Source organism: Frondihabitans sucicola, from assembly GCF_030296615.1.
GTDB classification, from domain to species: domain Bacteria; phylum Actinomycetota; class Actinomycetes; order Actinomycetales; family Microbacteriaceae; genus Frondihabitans; species Frondihabitans sucicola.
On sequence record NZ_AP027732.1, the window covers coordinates 2,570,083 to 2,589,921 of the forward strand.

At 68.4% G+C, this 19,839-nt stretch carries 21 protein-coding genes and 2 pseudogenes; 7 read left to right on the forward strand and 16 right to left on the reverse strand.

Annotated features, from left to right (window positions below; translation table 11 throughout):
* Positions 1 to 131: 131 nt before the first annotated feature.
* From QUE79_RS13270 to QUE79_RS26185, 3 genes are read left to right on the forward strand one after another with little or no spacing between them, the layout of a single operon-like run.
* On the forward strand, positions 132 to 1,388 hold the full coding sequence (locus QUE79_RS13270; RefSeq protein WP_286343527.1) for a sensor histidine kinase: 1,257 nt from the start codon (positions 132 to 134) through the stop codon (positions 1,386 to 1,388).
* A complete protein-coding gene (locus tag QUE79_RS26180) occupies positions 1,385 to 1,795 on the forward strand; it encodes a response regulator (RefSeq protein WP_434011000.1) in 411 nt (136 codons plus the stop codon). Before QUE79_RS13270 ends, QUE79_RS26180 begins: the two co-directional genes overlap by 4 nt.
* Positions 1,795 to 2,052: a response regulator transcription factor gene (locus QUE79_RS26185; RefSeq protein ID WP_434011001.1), complete on the forward strand. Its 258-nt coding sequence runs from the start codon at positions 1,795 to 1,797 to the stop codon at positions 2,050 to 2,052. The genes QUE79_RS26180 and QUE79_RS26185 overlap by 1 nt, the downstream gene beginning before the upstream one ends.
* Before the next feature lie 17 nt (positions 2,053 to 2,069).
* On the opposite strand, the gene QUE79_RS13280 is transcribed toward QUE79_RS26185, so the two are convergent.
* The 4 genes from QUE79_RS13280 to QUE79_RS13295 all read right to left on the reverse strand — a co-directional run bounded on the left by QUE79_RS13280 (position 2,070) and on the right by QUE79_RS13295 (position 5,595).
* Complete coding sequence (locus QUE79_RS13280) at positions 2,070 to 3,218, reverse strand: glycosyltransferase (RefSeq protein WP_286343528.1); 1,149 nt, start codon at positions 3,216 to 3,218, stop codon at positions 2,070 to 2,072.
* Between the two features lie 81 nt (positions 3,219 to 3,299).
* Entirely contained in the window at positions 3,300 to 4,361 is a 1,062-nt protein-coding gene (locus QUE79_RS13285; RefSeq protein WP_286343529.1) for an LLM class flavin-dependent oxidoreductase, read from the reverse strand.
* On the reverse strand, positions 4,358 to 4,699 hold the full coding sequence (locus tag QUE79_RS13290) for an NUDIX domain-containing protein (RefSeq protein WP_286343530.1): 342 nt from the start codon (positions 4,697 to 4,699) through the stop codon (positions 4,358 to 4,360). Before QUE79_RS13290 ends, QUE79_RS13285 begins: the two co-directional genes overlap by 4 nt.
* A gap of 128 nt (positions 4,700 to 4,827) precedes the next feature.
* The gene (locus QUE79_RS13295; protein ID WP_286343531.1) at positions 4,828 to 5,595 is read right to left on the reverse strand and encodes an SDR family oxidoreductase; all 768 of its coding nucleotides are present in this window, start codon (positions 5,593 to 5,595) and stop codon (positions 4,828 to 4,830) included.
* 144 nt (positions 5,596 to 5,739) lie between these two features.
* Here QUE79_RS13295 and QUE79_RS13300 point away from each other — a divergent pair, with 144 nt between their 5' ends.
* From QUE79_RS13300 to QUE79_RS13315, 4 genes and pseudogenes are all read left to right on the forward strand, one after another.
* Positions 5,740 to 6,228: an NfeD family protein gene (locus tag QUE79_RS13300; protein WP_286343532.1), complete on the forward strand. Its 489-nt coding sequence runs from the start codon at positions 5,740 to 5,742 to the stop codon at positions 6,226 to 6,228.
* Positions 6,225 to 7,114 (forward strand): annotated as a pseudogene (locus QUE79_RS13305) (SPFH domain-containing protein); the annotation flags it as partial. The gene QUE79_RS13300 and the pseudogene QUE79_RS13305, both read left to right, overlap by 4 nt.
* A gap of 136 nt (positions 7,115 to 7,250) precedes the next feature.
* Complete coding sequence (locus QUE79_RS13310) at positions 7,251 to 8,015, forward strand: glycerophosphodiester phosphodiesterase family protein (protein WP_286343533.1); 765 nt, start codon at positions 7,251 to 7,253, stop codon at positions 8,013 to 8,015.
* A 113-nt stretch (positions 8,016 to 8,128) separates the two neighbouring features.
* Positions 8,129 to 8,494 (forward strand): RNA polymerase-binding protein RbpA, encoded by a 366-nt coding sequence (locus QUE79_RS13315; protein ID WP_286343534.1) that lies wholly within the window; start codon positions 8,129 to 8,131, stop codon positions 8,492 to 8,494.
* 94 nt (positions 8,495 to 8,588) lie between these two features.
* Here QUE79_RS13315 and QUE79_RS13320 read toward each other — a convergent pair whose 3' ends face one another.
* The 12 genes and pseudogenes from QUE79_RS13320 to QUE79_RS13370 form a co-directional block, all read right to left on the reverse strand.
* Positions 8,589 to 8,738, reverse strand: a complete 150-nt coding sequence (locus QUE79_RS13320) for a hypothetical protein (protein WP_286343535.1) — start codon at positions 8,736 to 8,738, stop codon at positions 8,589 to 8,591.
* A 52-nt stretch (positions 8,739 to 8,790) separates the two neighbouring features.
* Positions 8,791 to 10,182 carry an apolipoprotein N-acyltransferase gene (gene lnt, locus QUE79_RS13325; protein WP_286343536.1) on the reverse strand — a complete coding sequence of 464 codons (1,392 nt, stop codon included), beginning with the start codon at positions 10,180 to 10,182 and terminating at the stop codon, positions 8,791 to 8,793.
* Between the two features lie 62 nt (positions 10,183 to 10,244).
* A pseudogene (locus QUE79_RS13330) lies at positions 10,245 to 12,766 on the reverse strand (DEAD/DEAH box helicase).
* A gap of 66 nt (positions 12,767 to 12,832) precedes the next feature.
* Positions 12,833 to 13,600: a twin-arginine translocase subunit TatC gene (gene tatC, locus QUE79_RS13335; protein ID WP_286346720.1), complete on the reverse strand. Its 768-nt coding sequence runs from the start codon at positions 13,598 to 13,600 to the stop codon at positions 12,833 to 12,835.
* A gap of 87 nt (positions 13,601 to 13,687) precedes the next feature.
* Positions 13,688 to 13,945: a twin-arginine translocase TatA/TatE family subunit gene (gene tatA, locus QUE79_RS13340; RefSeq protein ID WP_286343537.1), complete on the reverse strand. Its 258-nt coding sequence runs from the start codon at positions 13,943 to 13,945 to the stop codon at positions 13,688 to 13,690.
* Between the two features lie 83 nt (positions 13,946 to 14,028).
* A complete protein-coding gene (locus tag QUE79_RS13345; protein WP_286343538.1) occupies positions 14,029 to 15,003 on the reverse strand; it encodes a helix-turn-helix transcriptional regulator in 975 nt (324 codons plus the stop codon).
* A complete protein-coding gene (locus tag QUE79_RS26330) occupies positions 14,996 to 15,328 on the reverse strand; it encodes a WCX domain-containing protein (RefSeq protein ID WP_491018479.1) in 333 nt (110 codons plus the stop codon). Before QUE79_RS26330 ends, QUE79_RS13345 begins: the two co-directional genes overlap by 8 nt.
* Entirely contained in the window at positions 15,325 to 15,999 is a 675-nt protein-coding gene (locus QUE79_RS26335; protein WP_491018480.1) for a helix-turn-helix transcriptional regulator, read from the reverse strand. The genes QUE79_RS26330 and QUE79_RS26335 overlap by 4 nt, the downstream gene beginning before the upstream one ends.
* 48 nt (positions 16,000 to 16,047) lie before the next feature.
* Positions 16,048 to 16,980 carry an FKBP-type peptidyl-prolyl cis-trans isomerase gene (locus QUE79_RS13355; RefSeq protein WP_286343539.1) on the reverse strand — a complete coding sequence of 311 codons (933 nt, stop codon included), beginning with the start codon at positions 16,978 to 16,980 and terminating at the stop codon, positions 16,048 to 16,050.
* 76 nt (positions 16,981 to 17,056) lie between these two features.
* Positions 17,057 to 18,013, reverse strand: coding sequence for an FKBP-type peptidyl-prolyl cis-trans isomerase (locus QUE79_RS13360; RefSeq protein ID WP_286343540.1), 957 nt, complete (start codon positions 18,011 to 18,013; stop codon positions 17,057 to 17,059).
* Positions 18,014 to 18,024: 11 nt separating this feature from the next.
* Entirely contained in the window at positions 18,025 to 19,044 is a 1,020-nt protein-coding gene (locus tag QUE79_RS13365; RefSeq protein ID WP_286343541.1) for a tRNA (adenine-N1)-methyltransferase, read from the reverse strand.
* Complete coding sequence (locus tag QUE79_RS13370) at positions 19,041 to 19,763, reverse strand: HAD family hydrolase (RefSeq protein ID WP_286343542.1); 723 nt, start codon at positions 19,761 to 19,763, stop codon at positions 19,041 to 19,043. The genes QUE79_RS13365 and QUE79_RS13370 overlap by 4 nt, the downstream gene beginning before the upstream one ends.
* Positions 19,764 to 19,839: the final 76 nt, after the last annotated feature.

The following is a 19,839-nucleotide window of genomic DNA, read 5'->3' on the forward strand; positions in this document are numbered from 1 at the left end:
GTCGGAGGCGTCGACCAACCAGAAGGTGGCGTCGGTGCGTCGATCGCCCGCGTGGAGTCCGAACAGGCGGCACATGCGCTCAGTCTGCGCCTTGAGACCGTGAAGACGCCCGCGGCACTACCGTTGTCGATGTGTGGACCTCGATCGATCGCCGACCGTTCCTCGTCGACGTCATCGTCGCCGTGGTCGCCTTCGCGTTCTTCGCCGCGCTCGACGTCACGCGGACGGGCTGGCAGACGGTCCCCGTCGACGCCCTGTTCGCCCTGGCCATCGCGTTCCGTCGCCGCTCCCCCGGCGTCGGCCTCGCCATCGCCTGGGTGGGAGCCCTGACGCAGCTCGTCGTCCTCCCGTCGTTCATCAACGGCAACGTGCTGATCGCCGTCGTCATCTTCGCCACCAGCCTCGCCGAGCAGCCCCTCGTCCAGCGCCTCGGACTCGTCTCGAGCGTGGTCGGCGGCATCATCGCGAGCGTCAAACTCGTCCTCATCACCGGCGACTTCCTCCCCCAGGGCCAGCCCGAAGCGCAGGAGGCGATCTCCCGCGTCATCTACTTCGTCGGTGTGGCAGGCATCGTGGCGGCGGCCCTCGCAGTGTTCTGGCTGCTGGGCATGATCGCCCGAGTTCGGCGAGAGCTCCTCGCCGCCCGCCTCGAACGCCTCGAGAGCGAGCAGGATCTCCTCCGCGCCGATCTCCGGGTAGCGCAAGAGACCGAGCGCTCCCGGATCTCCCGCGAGATGCACGACGCCATCGGTCACTCCCTGGCGGTGATCATCGCGCAGTCCGACGGCGCCCGGTACGCCGTGGCGAAGAACCCGCAGGCGGCGACGGAGGCCCTCGGCGTCATCAACCGCTCCGCGCGATCCGCGCTCGACGACGTCAGCGAGCTCCTGAGCGTCCTGGCCGGAGCCAACGGGCACCAGGGCTCTCTCGGCGCCGCCGACCTGCAGAACCTCCTGACGAACATGGAGTCGTCGGGGCTGGAGATCGGCTTCACGGAGACCGGGGATCGGCTCGAGCTCTCGCGATCCTGCGATCTCGCGTTGTACCGGGTCGTGCAGGAGGTGCTCACGAACGCCCTCAAACACGGAGGCCCCGGCACGCGGGTCGACATCGCCGTCGGCTGGACGCAGGCGGGGGTGTCCGTCGACTCGAAGACGACCGAGACCGACGGGCCGGGGCTGCTCGCGACCGGCGAGCTGGCGCGCATCGAGGCGGGCGAGGCACCGACCGAACGGCGAGAGTCTCCGCGGGGCGGTTACGGAATCGCGGGCATGATCGAACGTGTTCGCCTGGTCGGCGGCACCGTCGAGGCCCGTCCCCGTGCCGACGGTACCGCCGGGTTCACGGTCCACGCCACCATCCCCCACGCCCCAGGAGGCTCCGAGTGACGACCATCCGCGTCGGTCTCGCCGACGATCAGCCGCTCTTCCGAGCCGGGATCCGCATGATCCTCGATTCCCAGGACGACTTCGACGTCGTCTGGGAGGCGAGCGACGGAGCCGAGGCGATCGCGGCCGCGCGCTCGCAGCCGGTCGATCTGGTTCTGATGGACCTCGAGATGCCCGGAGTCGGCGGTGTGGAGGCGACCACCGCGATCCTGCACCCGGACGATCCCGCCGATGTCGTCGCCGGCCTGCGGATCGTGGTTCTCACCACGTTCGAGCTCACCGACACGACGTTCAAGGCGATTCAGGCCGGGGCCAGCGGCTTTCTGCTCAAGAACGCCGACCCCGAGTTCCTGCTCGCCTCCTCCGCACCGTCCACGCCGGGTCCGCCGTCGTGGCGCCGTCGGTGATGACCGGGCTCGTGGAGCGGTTCGCCCGCAAGACGACGGACGTCGACACCGACGCGCTTCGCGACCTCACGGCGCGCGAGCGGGAGATCTTCGCCCTGCTCGCCTCCGGCCTCAGCAACAACGAGATCGCCGCCCACCGCCAGCTCAGCGACGCGACGGTCAAATCGCACGTGAGCAGGATCCTGGGGAAGCTGGAGCTCCGCGACCGCGTTCAGCTCGTCATCTACGCCTACGAGAACGGCCTCGTGTCGCCGTGAGGCGGCTGTAGGCGAGGCTAGACGGCGGCCGGCGTGGTGGCCGCGGGGGCCGTCTCGGTCGGCTCGCCCTCGACGATGTCGTCGATCGTGACGACCGGCTCGTGCTGCTTGTAGACGACCCGCGACTGGTAGAGGAACCGCAGCGAGAAGCCGATCACGATCAGCCCGGCCTGGACCAGCACGCTGTGGAGGTTCGTGTTCTCGACGATCACCCAGAGGGCGAAGGTGCGGATCGCCGACTCGGTGCCGTTGAACGCGAACGTGTGCCACCAGCGCTTCCAGACGCCGCGGGCGCCGGCCTTCAGGTCGTTGAAGATGAAGCGCTCCTGGAGCAGGAAGTTGCCGATGATCGTGACGACCGCGGCGATGCACGCGGCCGCGAGGTAGCCGACGCCGAACTGCTGCAGGCCCCAGAGGATGACGAGGTTGGCGACGGCACCGAGTGCGCCGATGGCCGCGAAGCCCGAGATGCGGCCGAACTTGAGGTCGAAGAGCTGACGGCCGAGGGCGATGCCCTGCTTCATGTCGGCTTTCGACGTGCCGGCGAGCCGGGCGTCGAAGACGAGCGGCACCTCGCGGATCTCGAGGGGCTGGCGAGCCAGGATCTCGAGGAGGATCTTGAAGCCGCGCGGGTGGAGACCGTCGAGCTTGACGGAGTCGCGGCGCACGCCGAAGAAGCCGGACATGGGGTCGGTGGTGCCGTGGAGGCGGCTCGGGAACAGCGCCTTCGTCACCTTGATGGAGAGCTGAGACACCGCTCGGCGGATGCCGCCGGAGAGGCCGTCGCTGGAGCCGCCGTCGACGTGGCGCGAGGCGACGACGACGTCGGCCTCGGTGGCACGGCCCTGCGCGAGGACCGAGGGGATGGTCTCGGGGCGGTGCTGGAGGTCGCCGTCCATGACGACGGCCCACTCGCCCGTGGCCTGGCGGAGGCCCGCGATGACGGCTCCGGAGAGACCGCCGACGGCGACGTCTCGGTGGAGAAGCCGCACCGGGATCTCGTGCTCGGTGGCGACCTGGGTCACGACGTCGGGCGTGTCGTCGGTGGAGTCGTCGACGAAGAGGATCTCTGCATCGGTGCCCGCGACCGCCTTCTCGATCCGGGTGACGAGTTCTGCCACGTTCGGTGCTTCGTTGAAGGTCGGGATGACGACGGAAAGCTCCATGCATCGAGCCTAGGAGGCGCCGTCCGGGAACGCCTCGGCCGAACGGGCGAACTTGAATCTCAACACATGTGATGAGAGAGGTCAGGCCGCGGTGCCCACCGGGGTCCAGCCGAGGGCGGGCGCCACGTGCTCCGCCACGGCTTCCAGCGTGCGCAGGTGTGCCTCCGCACCACCGTTCGCCGGGAGCGTGAGGGTCAGCTCGGTGACCTCGTCGAGCGCCTCGTCGGCGAGGAGCTCGTCGACGATGCGCGCGGGCTCCCCAGCGTGGACCCTGTCGAACCGGATCGCCACGCTCGGGTCGTGCGGGCGCCCGTCGTCGTGCATCCGCTCGGCGTAGCCCCGGATGAAGCCCGCGTAGGCCTCTTCGTCGGCTGTCGACAGCAGAGGCAGGATCACGCGACCGGCGGCCACCCGCGGCTCGCGGACGGCCGCGGCCGGCGACTCCGCGAAGGCTTTGCGATAGGCGCGGAGTTGCTTGGCCTGCCCGAGGGAGAACGTGTCGCCGGTCTCCTCCGAGTTGAGTGTCGAGACGTGCAGATCGAGGCCCTGGGTGCCGGTCCGGATCGCGCTCGCCAGGGATCCGGCCCCGTACCAGATCCGGTCGGCCAGGCCCGGCGCGTGCGGCCGCACGATGAGGTCGGTCTCGGCGCGGATGCTCATGTAGCCCGCACCGCTGTTGGCGACGGTCTCGCCAGCGATGGCCGCGCGCAGGCGCGCCATCCGGTACTGCGATTCTTCTCCGAAGCTGCGCTCGGACTCGCCGAACACGGGGTCGAAGATCGGGGCGAACTGAGGGATTCCGGTGCTGAGACCGAGTTCGAGGCGCCCGTCGCTCAGGAGGTCGACGGTCGCCGCGTCTTCCGCGAGTCGGATCGGGTCTTCGTAGCGGAGCGGGATGACACCCGTCCCGAGCCGGATCGTTCGAGTGTGCTGCGCGATCGCGCTGAGCAGAGTGAGCGGGCTGGAGGGGAACTCCTCGAAGTGCCGCACTCGGATCCAGCCGACGTCGTAGCCCAGCTCCTCGGCGCGCTCGAACATCGTGATCGAGTCGCGGAGGGCGCGAGCTGCTCCGGCGTCGCCGTAGGGGTTGGAGACGAACGACAGGAAGCCGAGTTCGAGAGGGCGGGTGCGCGACGAGGTCACGCCAGGATCCCCTTCAGGCGATCGACGAGCTGCGCCGGCTCGATGTGCTCGTCGGTCGACTCGAGTTCGGCGAGGCTCCACCAGCGCGACTCGAGGATGTCGACCTTCTCGTCGTCGGTCCAGTCGTCGTCGACGATCTCGAAGTGCGGCAGGTGCACGACGTAGAACTCCGCGTGGCCGTGGGTGTGATCGGCGGCGTCCCACGGCACCTCGAAGTCTTCGGTGAAGACGACCTCGCCCGGATCGGAGATGACCTGCCCCGTCTCCTCGTGGAGTTCGCGGATCGCTGCGTCCCGGTGGTTCTCCCCGGGTCGACGCCGCCGCCGGGCGTGATCCACCGCGAGGCACCCGAGGTGTCCGGCGACTTCGTCAGCATGAGGAGGAGACGATCGTCTTCGTCGAGCACGATCAGTCGCGACGTGAGCCGCAGGATCACATCGCCCCGGCCGGGAACCTCGGCCATCGCCTACGCCTGGGCGACGAAGTCGGACACGTCGCCCACGAGGCGCGTGTTGTCGTCGGGGATATCTTCGACGGCCGCGAGGGCGACCTCGGCGGCGAACTCCGCGACGTTGTAGAGCTTGCCGGCCGACTCGCGTCGAGACGAGATCGCACCCGGATTCGATCGCTCGAGAAGCGTCGCGGTGATGGTGCCCTCGATCATGTCGCCGGAGACGACGACGAACGAGACGCCCTTCTCCTCGAGAGAAGGGATGAGGTCGCGGAGGGCGTCTTCGCCCGCGCGCTTGGAGAGGGCCACCGGAAGGTACTCGGGCATCGTCTCGGTCGTGCGGATGAAGTGCGCCTGGTGGCTGGTCACGAAGACGACGCGCGAGCCGGGCGCCATCAGCGGGAGGGCCTGGGTGAGGACGTCGACCTGCGCGTCTCGGTTGAGCAGCAGCGCGTAGTTCTCGGCCATGCCGGATTCCATGCCGCCGGAGGCGTTGAGGACGAGGATGTCGAGGCCGCCGAACTCGCGCTGGACCGTGCCCAGCATCTCGGCGACGGAGGCCGGATCGGTGAGGTCGGCACCGATGGAGATCGCCGATCCGCCGTTCTCCTCGATCTTCGAGACGAGCTGCAGGGCGCGCTTCTCCTTGTTGCGGTAGTTGACGACGACGCGCGCTCCGGCCTCGGCGAGGAACTGAGCGGTGTCGGCGCCGACGCCGCGGGACGACCCCGTGACGAGGGCTCTGCTGCCCGAGAGGGATCCTGATGCGAGGGGGTTGGACACGGGGTGGCTCCTGTTCGTCGTGGGGCGAGCTTCTGGCGCGAACGCCGCCCCTGAGAATACCAAGTGGCTCCGGCGCACGAGCTCGGGCGACTGCTAGCGTATGAATGACACCGAAAGAAATAACACCACCGAGGGGCTGGAGCAATGGTCGAGTTCTTCACTCAGTACTCGTGGATCATCTGGGTCGCGCTCATCCTCCTGTTCGTCATCGTCGAGGTGGCGACAGTCGAGTTCACGTTCCTGATGTTGGCCATCGGCAGCGTCGGCGGGCTCCTCACAGGACTGTTCGGCGGGCCCTTCTGGCTGTCGGTCGTCGTCGCCGCGGTCGTCTCCATCCTTCTGCTCTTCACGGTTCGTCCACCGCTGCTCCGCGCGCTCAAACGCGGCGGTGATCCGACGCTGTCGAACGTCGACGCCCTGCTCGGTCAGCGGGGCACTGTCGTCGTGCCACTGGCCGGCCGCGTCGACGACCCCGCTCTGGGGCAGGTGAAGCTCGCCAACGGCGAGACCTGGACCGCCCGCCTGCTCGCGCCGACCGGCGAGGGCTCGATCGACACGGGTGCGACCGTCGTCGTCACCGCAATCGAGGGGTCGACGGCAGTCGTCGTCCCTGCTGAAAGGACATCCTCATGACCGACGCGTCCACAATCGGCGGCATCGTGCTCGCCATCGTCCTCATCATCGTCGTCATCTTCGTGCTGGTGATCCTGTTCCGCGCGATCCGGATCATCCCGCAGGCGACCGCCGGCGTGGTGGAGCGCCTCGGCAAGTACCACAAGACCCTCTCCCCGGCCTCAACATCCTGGTCCCGTTCATCGACCGGGTCAGGCCGCTGCTCGACATGCGCGAGCAAGTCGTCTCGTTTCCTCCGCAGCCCGTGATCACGGAAGACAACCTGGTGGTCTCCATCGACACGGTCGTCTACTTCCAGGTCACCGACGCCCGCGCCGCGACCTACGAGATCGCCAATTACCTCGGTGCCGTCGAGCAGCTCACGACCACCACGCTGCGTAACGTCGTCGGTGGCCTGAACCTCGAAGAAGCCCTGACCAGCCGCGACAACATCAACGGTCAACTGCGCATCGTCCTCGACGAGGCCACCGGCAAGTGGGGCATCCGCGTCGGTCGAGTCGAGCTCAAGGCGATCGAGCCGCCCCTGTCGATCCAGGACTCCATGGAGCAGCAGATGCGCGCCGAGCGTGACCGTCGCGCGCAGATCCTTCGGGCCGAGGGAACGAAGCAGGCGGCCATCCTCCAGGCCGAGGGCTCCCGGCAGGCCAGCATCCTCGAAGCCGAGGGCGCTGCGAAGTCCCAGGTGCTCCGGGCCGAGGGTGAAGCCCAGGCCATCCAGACGGTCTTCCAGGCCATCCACGACGGCGATGCCGACCCCAAGCTGCTCGCCTATCAGTACCTCCAGACGCTGCCGAAGATCGCCGACGGCAATGCCAGCAAGGTGTGGATGATCCCGTCCGAGTTCACCGAGGCCCTCAAGGGCGTCGGCGCAGGGTTCCTCGGTGCTCGCGAGGCCGTGAAGGGCGGAGAATCCGTGGCGGCGGCTGCCGCGGCGGCTGCGGCCGCTGCCGGTGCGACCGCAGCGAGCGACGACACTCCCCGGCTGCGCCCGCGGCCCAGTAGGTGTCGGCGCCGGTCGCACCGTGACTTCGTGGTTCACTCCCCCGGCGCCGCGGGTCATCGCTCACCGCGGTCTGGCGGTCGGAGCCCCCGAGAACACGCTCCTGGCGTTTCTCGAGGCGCTCGCACTCGGGGTGACACACCTCGAGACCGACGTCCACGCCACGAGCGACGGCGTGGCGGTCATCAGCCACGATCCCGACCTGGGCCGTCTGACCGGCCGCGCGACGCCGATCCTGCAGTCGTCGCTCGCTGATCTCCAGCGCATCGACCTCGGACACGATCAGAGGGTGCCGACGCTGGCCGAGGCTCTCCACGCCTTCCCCGACGCCCGCTTCAACATCGACATCAAGTCCGACGAGGCCCTTCGCCCCGCGGTCGCGGCGATCGAGCACGAAAAAGCCCTCGACCGGGTCCTCGTGACGTCCTTCGACGACACCCGCAGGAAGGCTGCGGTCGCCGCTCTCCCCGGCGTCGCCACGTCACCGTCGTCGCGGGGCGTCGTCCTAGCCGCCCTCGCTGCGCGGCTGCCCCTCACAGCACTCCGTCGCCGGTCACTGCGGGGTCTTCATGCCCTCCAGGTGCCGGAGTCGTTCCGGGGCGTGCCCATCGTCACGCCGACGCTCATCCGCGCGGCGCACGAGAGCGGTGTCGAGGTCCACGTCTGGACCATCAATTCACCGGCCGACATGAGGCGCCTGCTCGAGCTCGGCGTCGACGGGATCATCACCGACAGGGCCGATCTGGGGCTCGAGGTGCTCGACGATTTCGAGACGGCAGGCGGCTGATCGCTCGAGGCTCCTGAAGTGCTGAGTACGCACTGTGAAATCAGCACACTTGGAACAACCCTCCATGGTATGCCGTTATAACGGAGGATTGCAACGCGAGAGGAGACCACACAATGGCAGATCGCAGTTTGCGCGGAATGAGGCTCGGAAGCCAGAGCCTCCAAAGCGAAGAGGGCGTCGAGTTCTCACCCCGAAAGAAGGCTGTCTACCAGACGGCGGACGGCGCCACATTCGATGTCGTCTTCGCAGCCGAGGCCGAGATACCCGACTCCTGGCAGTCGCCGAAAACGGGCCAAGAGGGCCTTCTGCTCTCCGCCGATGGAAAGCCGGTCGAGATCGATCGAGGCGACGTCAAGGTCCCGCGGACCCACTGGGACATGTTGCTCGAACGCCGCACGCGGCCCGAGCTCGAAGAATTGCTGCAGGAGCGACTCGACTTCTTGAGGGCTCGCAAGGGCCAGCAGAAGATCGGCGCCTAGCGACCGTTCTGCGATGCGCCGCGCTGGGCGGCCATCCCTGAGCGCCGGTGAGAGCCGGCGCTCTTTTGCGTCTTCCGACGGCGCCTTGCGGCAGTCAGGCCGCGCGAGAGAGCTTGGCCGCAGCTCGGCCGGCCCGGCGAGCGTGCCGCCGCGCCCTGGCTGCGTCGCCGTATCCGGTTCCGACGAGCAGGATCCGCGCCAGGACGAGAACGGCGAGGCCCAGGATCGAGACGAAGCCCTCCATTGCCGCTCCCCCTCGATCGCCGGCGTGGTGCCCTTGCCCAGCGTGACCGTCGTCAGCAGGACGCCCGGCTGATAGGCGGGGATCGACTGCACGGTGGTGCCCTGGGCGGAGATGACGGCGCTGGAGCCGACCGTCGAGATGTTGACGAGGGGCGAGACGACTCGATGGCTCGCAACCTGGCGATGGCGAGTTGCTGCGTGTTCTCGTCGGTGCGGCCGAAGTCGGCGTTGTTCGTCTGGGCGAGGATGATCTGCGCCCCGCCCTTGACCATGTTCGTCGTCAAAGCGTCGTCGACGATGTCGAAGCAGATCGAGATCCCCGCCTTGATCTTGCCCACGTCGAGGACGTTGCCTCGGGTACCGATCGTGTAGTCGCGGGCGATGAGGTCGATGAGGGACGGCGCGAACGGTCTCCAGAACGAGCGATCGGGCACATACTCGCCGAACGGCACCAGGTGCACCTTGTCGTACTGCGCGGTCACCTTGCCGCCCGACCAGACCACGGACGAGTTGAAGAGCTTCTTGCCCTTCTGCGTGATCACCCCCGAGACGAGGGGCGCGTGGTACGCCTTGGTGATGGTGTTGAAGACATAGGTGCCGTAGGGGTCCCGGGTGGGGTCGCGGTCGCTCGCGCCCTCGGGCCAGACGATCATGTCGACCTTCTTCGACGTCGGCACGCCGTCGTAGGTCGCCAGGACCTGCGCGTCGGTCAGATCGCCGTACTGCCGCTTCTCGAAGTAGCCGGCCTTGCTGTTGCCCTGCACGGCGGCGACGGTCGACGTTCCCGCCGACTGGGCAGGCCACGCGGGGATGGCCAGGATCGCGACGATCGTCGTGGCTCCGATCAGGAACCGGGTGGACCGCAGGACGGGCTTCTCGATGGCGAGCTGGATCACGAGAGCCGTGATCCCCACCATCAGGAAGCTGAGACCCGAGATGCCGAACCACGCCACCAGCGGCGCGAACGGGCTCTGAGACTGGCTCTCGGCGACACGACCCCAGGAGAAGCCGCCGTACGGCCAATGCCCCGAGGCGTACTCGCGCGCCGTCCAGAGGCCCGCCACGACGACCGGGAGGAGGAGCGTCCGCCCGAGCGTGGTCGGCCAGACGCGCGGCACCCACCGGTAGGCCAGCGTGATGGCGACGGCTCCGAGAGCGAAGAAGAGGGCCTCGAGGGTGGCCAGGGCGACCCAGGGCAGCGCTCCGAGGTAGAGGCTCGTCCACTGGACGTGCACCAGGAAGAACGAGAGACCCCCGACGAAGCCGACGAGGAAGGCTCCGCCGACTCGGCGTCCGAGGAACGTGACCAGGTAGAGACCGATTCCGAGGAAGGCGAGCGGCCAGATGTCTTTGTCGGGGAACGCCGCGTCGAGGAGCGGGCCCGCGCCGAGCGCCACGATGAGGGCGACCCAGAGCGGGAGGTGGAAGTCGGGGGTGCGTGGCACCCGAGAAGTGTAGGCGCGCGATCCTTGGGAGAAACCCCGAGGCAGGCCCGTGCCGAGCCCGCTCACACCGCGGTGTACGAGACGATGCCGCGTCGCACGGCGTCGAGCGCCTTGCGGGCGATCGGCCCGACCGGTGGATCGGCGACGACGGACAGCTGGTCGAGGAGGTCGATGGTCTGCTTCGTCCAGCGCACGAAGTCGCCCGCGGCGAGTTCGGCGTCGTCGAGGACGGAGTCGAGGGAGGCACCTCGCGCCCAGCGGTGCATGGCCAGGGCCAGACCCGGCGCAGGCTGCGCTGTACCGGGCAGCTTGTGGGCCTGCTCGAGGTCGTCGAGTTCGCTCCAGATGGTGCGGGTCCGGTCGAGAGCGGTCCGGAACTCTCCGCGCGGCAGATAGCGCTCCGACACCATTCCCTCGTCGCGCCGCGGCTCGTAGACCAGCGTCGCGGCCATCGCGGCCAGGGACGGGACGTCGAGCTGGTTCCAGACGCCGCGCCGGAGGCACTCGGCCACCAGGAGATCGCGGTCGCCGTAGATGCGCCGCAGGGTCCGGCCCGGCGAGGCGACGTCGACCTCGGCCACCTTCGACACCGACGACGAATCGTACGTGGCGGCCTCGGCCGCGTTGGAGCCGTCTCGCGGCACCAGGTACCCGAGATCGAGGAGGACGTCGGTGACCCTGTCGAAGATCTTGGCGACGGCTCCGGTCCGGCTGCGGATCTGCGCGGAGAGCTGATCCGTCTGCTTCTTGAGCCTGTACCAGCGCTCGGCCCAGCGTGCGTGCTGCTCGCGTTCGGTGCAGGCGTTGCAGGGGTGCTGTCGCAGCTCGCGGCGGAGCGCCGTGATCTTCTCCTGGCGCCGGTCACGCTCGCTGCGACTCTGAGCCTCCGAGCGCGACGCGCCCTGCTTCTCGAGGGCGGCGATGTCCTGTCGCAGCAGCATGTACTCGCCGAAGTCGCCGAGGTGGCACTGCATCGACTTCGCGTAGCCGTCGAGCGACTGCTGCTGCGTGCGGACCTTGCGGGCGAGGTCGACGACGGCGCGGTCGGCCTGGAACTGCGCGAACGATGTCTCGAGGACCTCGCGGGTGCGCGAGCGACCGAACTGCTCGATCAGGTTGACGGCCATGTTGTAGGTCGGCCGGAAGCTCGAATTGAGCGGGTAGGTGCGCCGCGAAGCGAGCGAGGCGACGGCCTGCGGGTCGAGCCCCTGGGCCCACTGGATGACGGAGTGGCCCTCGACGTCGATCCCTCGCCGGCCGGCTCGCCCGGTGAGCTGCGTGTACTCCCCCGGCGTGATCGGCACGCGGGATTCGCCGTTGAACTTCTCGAGCTTCTCCAGCACGACGCTGCGAGCCGGCATGTTGATGCCGAGCGCGAGCGTCTCGGTCGCGAAGACGACCTTGACGAGCTTGCGCTGGAACAGCTCTTCCACGACCTCTTTGAAGGCCGGCAGGAGGCCTGCGTGGTGCGCGGCCACGCCGCGTTCGAGACCTTCGAGCCACTCGTAGTAGCCGAGCACGGCCAGATCCTCGTCGCGGAGGGTGCGGCAGTGCTCGTCGACGATCTCGCGGATCTCCTGGCGCTCGGGCGCGGTCGTGAGCCGGATCCCGGAGCGGAGGACCTGGCGGACGGCCTGGTCGCAGCCGACCCGGCTGAAGACGAAGAAGATGGCCGGCAGCAGATTCTTTCCGTCGAGGAGCTCGACGATCTTCCAGCGGTCCATTCGGCCGAAGTTCTGCGGACCGCTCTGCTGGGGGCGCGACTGCGGCTTGCCCCGATAGCCGTGGGAGCCTGATCCTGGTCGGCCGCCCCGGTCGCGGCGACCGGACGACCGCCCGGTCAGGAGGCTGCGCGGACGAGTTCGGGGTTCACGCGGTTCGTCGCCGCTTTGCCGCTCGAGTCGAAGAGGTCGAGGTACTTCGAGCCGACGAGCACGTGCTGCTGAAGGGGAACCGGGCGCTCTTCGGAGACGATCACGTCGGTCTCGCCGCGCACGGCTTGAAGCCAGTCGCCGAATTCTTCGGCGTTCGACACCGTCGCGCTCAGAGACACCAGTCGGACGTCGAGCGGGAGGTGGATGATGACCTCTTCCCAGACGGCGCCGCGGAACCGGTCGCCGAGGAAGTGGACCTCGTCGAGCACCACGTAGCGGAGGTCGTCGAGCAGATCGCTGCCCGCGTAGAGCATGTTGCGGAGCACCTCGGTGGTCATGACCACGATGCGCGCCCGAGAGTTGACGTTCGTGTCGCCCGTCAGCAGGCCGACCTCGCCGGCGCCGTATTCGGCGACCAGCTCTTGGTACTTCTGGTTCGAGAGCGCCTTCATCGGAGCCGTGTAGAACACCTTGTCGCGGGGATCCTGCATGGCGAGATGGATCGCGAACTCGGCCACGAGCGTCTTGCCCGCGCCGGTCGGAGCCGCCACGAGCACGCTGCGCCCCTCTTCGACCACCTCGCACGCGGCGATCTGGAAGGCGTCGAGACCGAACGACAACCGCGACCGGAAGGCCTGCAGCTGCGGCGTGCGGGTTCGGGTGCGCGAAGCGGAGAACCGCTCGGCCGGAGACAGTTCGCTACTGGTCACGCCTTCGATTCTGTCACGCCCCGTCTCGGGCCGTGGGAGACCCGAGACGAGGAGCGACGTCGAACGCTACTCGCCCGCCAGTTCTGCGTCGAGCTCGGCGTCGAGCTGGGCGACTCGCTTGGCGACGCGACGGTCGTGGAAGAACGTGACCGCGCAGGCTGCGAGGTAGAGCAGGATCATCGGCACGGCCAGCAGCAGCATCGAGATGACGTCGGCGGCAGGCGTGACGATCGCCGTGAAGAGGACGATCAGGATGATCGCGACGCGCCAGCTCTTGATGATCGACTTCGCCGAGATGACTCCGACGAAGTTGAGCAGCACGAGGAACACCGGCAGCACGAACGCGACACCGACGGCGAGGACGAGCTTCAGCACGAAGTCGTAGTAGGTCTTCGCGTCGATGATGCTCGAGTCTTGCTGGGCGATGAAGCTCGTCATGACCTGGACGATGTGCGGCAGCACGAAGTACCCGGCGCAGCAGCCCGCCAGGAACAGCGGGATGGCCGTGAGGAGGAATCCGAGCGCGTAGAGCTTCTCTTTGCGCACCAGAGCGGGGACGATGAACGCCCAGACCTGGTACAGCCACATCGGGCTCGAGATGATCACGCCGACGGTCACGGTGATCGTCAGCTTGAGGTCGAACGCGCCGGTGATGTTGGCGAAGTTCAGCGAAGCCTGGCGGTGGTCGGAACCGGCGATCTGCAGCACAGGCGCTCGGAGAGCGTCGAGGACGTACGGCGAGAGGAACCAGCCGGCCACCGAGCAGAGCGCGATCGACACCGCAGCCAGGAAGAGCCTCTTGCGAAGCTCGATGAAATGCTGCCCGAGCGACATACGCCCTTCGGCGCTCTTGGAGGAGCGCCCAGGCCGCGGTGCCTTGTCAGCGGCTTCGTCGCCGCGTACGGAGGTCGCGGCCACGGACTACGGCTTCGGCGGAAGGTCGGTCGACGACGCCGGGTTGGTGTCGTCGGTCGACGTGTTGGTGGTGCCGGCCGTGGGAGCAGCACTGCTTCCGTTCGACGCGGCGTTACCGGAGTTGGGGCCCATCTCGGTGCGGAAGATCTTCATCGACTGGGCGATGCTCTTCGCGAGTGCCGGGAGCTTCGGCGCACCGAAGAGCAGCAGCAGGATCACGAGGATGATGAGTAGGTGGGGCCAACCAAAGGCGTTACCGAACATGGCGATTGCCTCCTTGCAAGTTCGTGGAGTTCTCAGTGTAGCGCCGGCGAGTCACATTGTTGGCACGCTCGGCGAAAGCACATCTACGATTCGTAGCGCGCCGCGGCGCGGATTGCCCAATCGGCCACTGCCGCCCTCGCGGCGGCGGGGGCGATGACCTGCGGTCGGCCCGGCAGACCGGCGATCAGCCGAGCCAGGGAGCCGAACTGGTTGACGCGCACGAGCATCCTGCTCCGGACGCTATCGACGGCTTCGACGTCGTCGGGCGCGTAGTCGGCGAGGAAGGATGCGGCCGCCGTGTCGATCTCGACGGTGACCAGGACGTCGTCGGGCGAGCCCTCGAAGAGCTTCTCGGGAAGGGTGACGTCGGCGGCGCGGTACGAGATCGGGCTGGCGCTGACGGCGGCCTGGCTGATGCGGTCGAGGCGGAACGTGCGGACGGCTTCGCGCAGGTGGTCGTAGCCGCGGAGGTACCAGTCGGCGTCGAGGGACTCCACCCGCAGCGGATCGACCCTGCGACGTTCGGTCTGCCCGCGCACCCCGGCGTAGTCGAACTCGAGCTGGACGCCCTCGGACGTGGCACGTCGCACGAGCGCCAGGAGCTGGTTCGTCTCGGTGTTCTCGACGGCGACCTGGCTCGGTGCGCCGGAGGAACCGCGCGAGAGCTTCGACATCAGGGTGGCGATGGCCTGCCGGTCGGCGTTCTCCGGAAGCGAGGACAGGTATTGGAGTCCTGCGATCAGAGCGGCGGCTTCGCGCGCGGAGAACCGGGGCGAATCGTCGATCGCGACCAGGTTGGTGAGGACGATGACGTCGTTCTGCTCGAAGTCGTCCCAGGCGATGTCGAAGAGGTCGCCGTGCTGGTACTGCGTCGTCTCACCGGGGATGCCCGAGACGGCGATGAGTTCGACGGCCCGGCGGATCTGCGTGACGGGAACGCCGAAGTGGGTCGCCGCCTCGGCGACGCTGACGCTGCCCCTGTCCATCAGGTAGGGCACGAGCGACAGCAGGAAGGCAAGCTTGTCTTGTGCCTGGAAGGCCGAGCTGCGATCAGGCACTGTGGCTTCCCTCGTGATCGGCGATGAGAGTCGTCAGACGCTCGCGAACGAGCGAGCGAACGGAGTCGGGCGAGACGACCTCGACCTCGGGGCCGAACGAGGCGAGCTCGTCGGCGAGGAGATAGCGGTCGGACCAGTGCACGGTGAGCGAGCCGTCGTCGGTGCGTGTCGTCCCTCGACGCTTGAGCAGGCGCGTCTCGGCGTCCGAGTTGGGGTCCACCCGCACGGTGGCGGTCTGCTTCTCCCAGAGCTCCTCGAGGTCGGCGAGCGAGCGCTCGGCGGTCGCGTCGGCTGGTCGGTCGACGATCTCGCCCGTGACGGTCACGGCGCCCACGATGCGCGACAGCAGGAAGGTGCGCCGACCCCCGTCTCGGGATCGATCGCCGAGCACATCCAGCGGCCCTGGAACTGCACGAGGGCGTACGGGACGACGCGGCGCGCGCGGGGTGCCTGCTCGCCGGGCTTGAGGTAGTCGAAGCGGACGACGGCCGAGCGGTCGAGCGCTGTGCGCAGCGGGTCGAACGCGGCGTCTCGGGAGCGGATGCGCGGCGCGTAGTCGAGTTCGGGGACGGGGGTCGCTCCCCCGAGGCTGCGGAGCTTGAGCAGAGCCCGGCGCGACTCGCCCGAGAGCGTGCCCTCGCGCCAGACCATGGCGGCCAGGGTGAGCAAGGCGGTCTCTTCGGAGGAGAAGATGATGTCGTCGGGGAGCTCGTAGGCCCCGCGAGGGATCCGGTAGCGGAGGTTCTGGTTGTTGCCGCTCGACCCGGGTTCTTCGAGGGTCTCGAGGGGGACGCCCAACTCGCGGATGTCGTCTTTGTCTCGCTCGAACTGACGCTCCAGCGCCGCGTTGTCGCCGGACGACCAGCGCTGCCGATAGCCCTGGACCGTCGAGAGGATCTCGGTCTTGGTGAGGCCGGTCTCGGTCGCGAGCAGGGCGAGGACGAGGCTGAACAGCCTCTCTTCGACGGGGACGCGAGGAACGCGAGAAGACGGCACGACGACGATCTTAGATCAGCCCGGAGGCCGACTCGGGGACGAGCTGCGTCAGAGCGCACCCAGGACGTCGAAGACGTAGACGTACGTCGTTGCCGAACCGCTCGATGCGGTCGGCGGGACGACGACCATGACCTGCGAGCCGACCTTCTGACCGACGAGCGCCTTCTTGATCGACGAGGGAAGGGTCTTGGAGGACAGCGCCACGGTGGTCGCGGCGTCGCCGTCCGTCCAGGTGGAGCCCTGCACCGTCGGCGCGGACGCCCAGTCGACCGCCGTGAACTGCACGATCGCGGTGTCTTTCGCGGTCAGGGTTGCGCCGCTGCCCTTTCGGACGACCTGGACCTTCTCGGCTTTCGGGGCCGCCGTGTCGGGGATGCTGATGCCCGGGGCGCCGTTCGCGGCCGTGACGACGGCAGGCATGTTGTTGACGCCGGCCTGGAGGGCGCCGTCGGCTTTCGGCAGGAAGGCCTTCACGACGTCGATGACGGCGATGTACGCGGGGCCGGACTTGCCGTTCGGCTTCGCGGCGGTGCCGGACGTGCTGGTGGTCAGCTCGCTGGCCTTGACCGCGACGGCAAGACGGGACCCGACCTGGGAGCATTCCAGGGCGTCGACCAGAGGGCCGCCCTTGGTGGCACCGACAGTGATCGGCGTGGTCGGCTTCGAGTAGGAGCTCGACGAGACCTCCTTGCCGGTCTTGCCGCTGTAGATCGTGTACTTGATCAGCGACGGTGTGCCGTCGGTGAGGATCTGCCCGTGACCCTGGATCAGGGTCGAGACCTCGGTGTGCTTGGTGTTGACCGGCGTGGGGATCTTGACCGTCGGCTTCGACCCGAAGGCGCCCGTCGCCGTGACGACCGAGGAGGCGTCGCCCGAGGCGGGCGTCGTGCAACCGGCGGAGCCGGGCGCGGCGCTCGTCGAGCAGGCGGTCAACGTCGCCAGGAGTCCGGCTACAACGATCAGCGCGGGGAGCTTGCGCACGAATCCTCTTTCTCTGTCACTGCACGTGGTGTGCGGGGCCCTCGCGGGCACAGCCCGATCAGCCTACTGGGTCGAACTACGACACCTTGCCCAGGATGTCGATGGCGAAGACGAGCGTCGAATTCGCGGGGATTCCGGTCTGGGCCTTCGTGCCGTAGCCGTCGGCCGGAGGGATCGTGAGGAGCACCTGACTGCCGACGGTCTTGCCGGCGAGGCCGTTGACCCAGCCGGGAATGATCGCCGATGTCGTCAGCGTGGCCACGAAGGGCTGCTTCTTCGCCCACGAGGAGTCGAAGACCTTGCCCGTCGCGTAGACGACACCGGTGTACTGCACCATGATCGAATCGCCCTTGGCGATCTTCGCGCCCGTGCCCTTGATCAGCGTGGTCGCCTGCGTCGTGGTCGGCGCCTTGGCCTTCGACACGGTGATCGTCGGCGCGCCGTCCTTGGCCAGCTTGACGGTGGACACTCCGGCGACCGGCGCCTGCTTCGCGCCGGTGGCCCTCGACGGGAACGCCTTGAGGACGTCGGCGACGAACACGACGGAGTCTTTCGCACCGATCTTGTACTGGCTGATCCCCTGACCGCCCGTGGAGTCCTTCGCGCTTCCGGCGATGGCGATGCGGTCCCCGACGTGCGAGCAGACCAGGCCCTCGCTGAGGGCGTTGAGGCTGTCGCTCTTGCCGGCGACGAGGTACGTACCGCTCGAGGTGTAGTCGGTGGCGGTGGCCTTCTTGCCGGTCGCTCCGTCGTACAGGCTCACCTGGAAGATGACGGGCTGACCCGACTTGATCGCGGCGCCCTTGCCCTTGACCAGAGTCGACTTCTCGGTGGTCTTCGTCGACAGCTTCTTCTCGAAGCTCACCTTGGGAGCGCTTCCGACCTTGCCGGTCGCCTTGATCGAGTCGGAGACGCTGCCGGACTTGGTGCCGCAGCTGGCGCTGGAGTCGGTCGAGGCCGAACACCCGGCGAGCCCGAGCGAGACGAGGGCGCCGACGGTGGCGGCGATGGCGAGTGTCTTGGTGATCTTCATCTGCACGAGTGTCAGTCCTGTTCGGTGGTGGTCGTGGAGTCGTGAGCGTCGGCCCCGGCTACGGCTTTGGCGGCGGCGTCCTGCGCCTGCCTGGCGGTCTTGCGGAGCTTCTTGGCGCTCGCCGAACGCTCGCCCAGGGCCCCCGGGGTCCAGAGTTCGACGTCTTCGTCGCTGAAGTCGGACTTCGAGGCGCGTCGTTTGAGCTGGGGCAGGATCGCACCCGGCGCCAGCCGGCGAGCGGTCATGAGGAAGCCGGTGTGGGCGATCATCCGGTGGTCGGGCCGGACCGCGAGGCCTTCGACGTGCCACGACCGCACGAGCGTCTCGGACGAGTCGGGCTCGGTGAACTGCCCCGAGGCGCGGAACGCCTCGGCAGTGCGGGAGAGCTGCGTGACGGTCGCGATGTAGCAGACCACCAGGCCGCCCGGCTTGAGGGTCTCTGCGGTGGCCTCGACGCACTCCCACGGGGCGAGCATGTCGAGCACGACGCGGTCGGCGGTACCCGGTTCGACCACGGTCGGCAATTCGTCGACGAGGTCGCCGACGGTCACCGACCAGTTCTCGGGTGCGGCTCCGAGGAAGCTGGTCACATTGCCCCGGGCGACGTCGGCGAACTCCTCGCGCCGCTCAAACGACGCGAGTCGGCCGTCCGGGCCGATGGCTCTGAGCAGCGACAGCGAGAGGGCACCGGAACCGACGCCCGCCTCGACGACCGTGGCGCCGGGGAAGATGTCGGCGAACGTCACGATCATCGCGGCGTCCTTCGGGTAGACGATGGCGGCACCGCGGGGCATCGACATGACGAAGTCCGCCAACAGCGGCCGCAGCGCGAGGTACTCGTCACCGGTCGTGGACTCGATGACCGAACCGTCGGGAAGATCGACGACGTCTTCGTGGGCGATCATTCCGCGGTGCGTGTGGAAGACGGCGCCCTGGGTCAGGGTGATGGTGTGCATGCGACCCTTGGGGCCGGTGAGCTGCACCTTGTCTCCCCAGAGGAAGGGGCCGCTCTGCCGGCGGAGGGCGCTCACGCGTCGCCCTCGGGGAGCGCCGCCAGGGCGCGGCCGGTGCGCAGGATGTCGCGGAGATCGTCGAGCGCGACGCCCTCGAGCGAGCGGCGGTGCACGAACGCGCCGTCTGTCGGGAGCGGCGCGTGGTGCTCGACACCGATGGCGGTCGCGCCGGCGGCCAGCGCCGACGCCAGCCCCGTCGGGCTGTCTTCGATGGCGATGCACGAGGCCACGTCGACGCCGAGCGCGGACGCGGCGCGCAGGTACGGGTCGGGGTGCGGTTTGGCGTGCTCGACCTCGTCGCCCGCGATGACGACGTCGAACGCGTCGAAGTCGATGGCGGAGGCGATGAAGTCGGCCATGCGGCGGATCGACATCGTGACGAGGGCCGTCGGGATGCCGGCGTCGCGCACCGATCGCAGGAGTTCGCGGGCCCCGGGGCGCCACGGGAGGTGTTCGCGGACCGAGACGAGGACGTCGTCCGTCATGCGGTCGATGATCTCCTGCTCGGAGAGTTTCACGCCGTGCTCTTGCAGCACCCGCGCGGAGTGCCAGAGACCGGACCCGATCAGCGAGTCGCCGTCTTCGCGGCTCCAGGTACCGCCGTGCTCGGCGACGAGTCGGACCTGCGACTCCTGCCAGTACGGTTCGGTGTCGACGAGGGTGCCATCCATGTCCCAGAGGACGGCGGCAGGCAGGGCCTCCTCGGCGCCGGAAGCGGTGGTGGTGGTTTCGGTCACGACGTACGAGTCTAGGCGCACGGGCTCAAAGGCCCCGTGCAGGACGGTGAGCGGCGGCTTCGATCGGCCCCGGCAC

Coding starts and splice junctions, on each gene's coding strand:
- QUE79_RS26185 (WP_434011001.1), top strand. CDS start 1,795: ATGACCGGGCTCGTGGAGCGGTTCGCCCGCAAGACGACGGACGTCGAC.
- QUE79_RS13280 (WP_286343528.1), bottom strand. CDS start 3,218: ATGGAGCTTTCCGTCGTCATCCCGACCTTCAACGAAGCACCGAACGTG.
- QUE79_RS13300 (WP_286343532.1), top strand. CDS start 5,740: ATGGTCGAGTTCTTCACTCAGTACTCGTGGATCATCTGGGTCGCGCTC.
- QUE79_RS13315 (WP_286343534.1), top strand. CDS start 8,129: ATGGCAGATCGCAGTTTGCGCGGAATGAGGCTCGGAAGCCAGAGCCTC.
- QUE79_RS13320 (WP_286343535.1), bottom strand. CDS start 8,738: ATGGAGGGCTTCGTCTCGATCCTGGGCCTCGCCGTTCTCGTCCTGGCG.
- tatC (WP_286346720.1), bottom strand. CDS start 13,600: ATGTCGCTCGGGCAGCATTTCATCGAGCTTCGCAAGAGGCTCTTCCTG.
- tatA (WP_286343537.1), bottom strand. CDS start 13,945: ATGTTCGGTAACGCCTTTGGTTGGCCCCACCTACTCATCATCCTCGTG.
- QUE79_RS13360 (WP_286343540.1), bottom strand. CDS start 18,013: ATGAAGATCACCAAGACACTCGCCATCGCCGCCACCGTCGGCGCCCTC.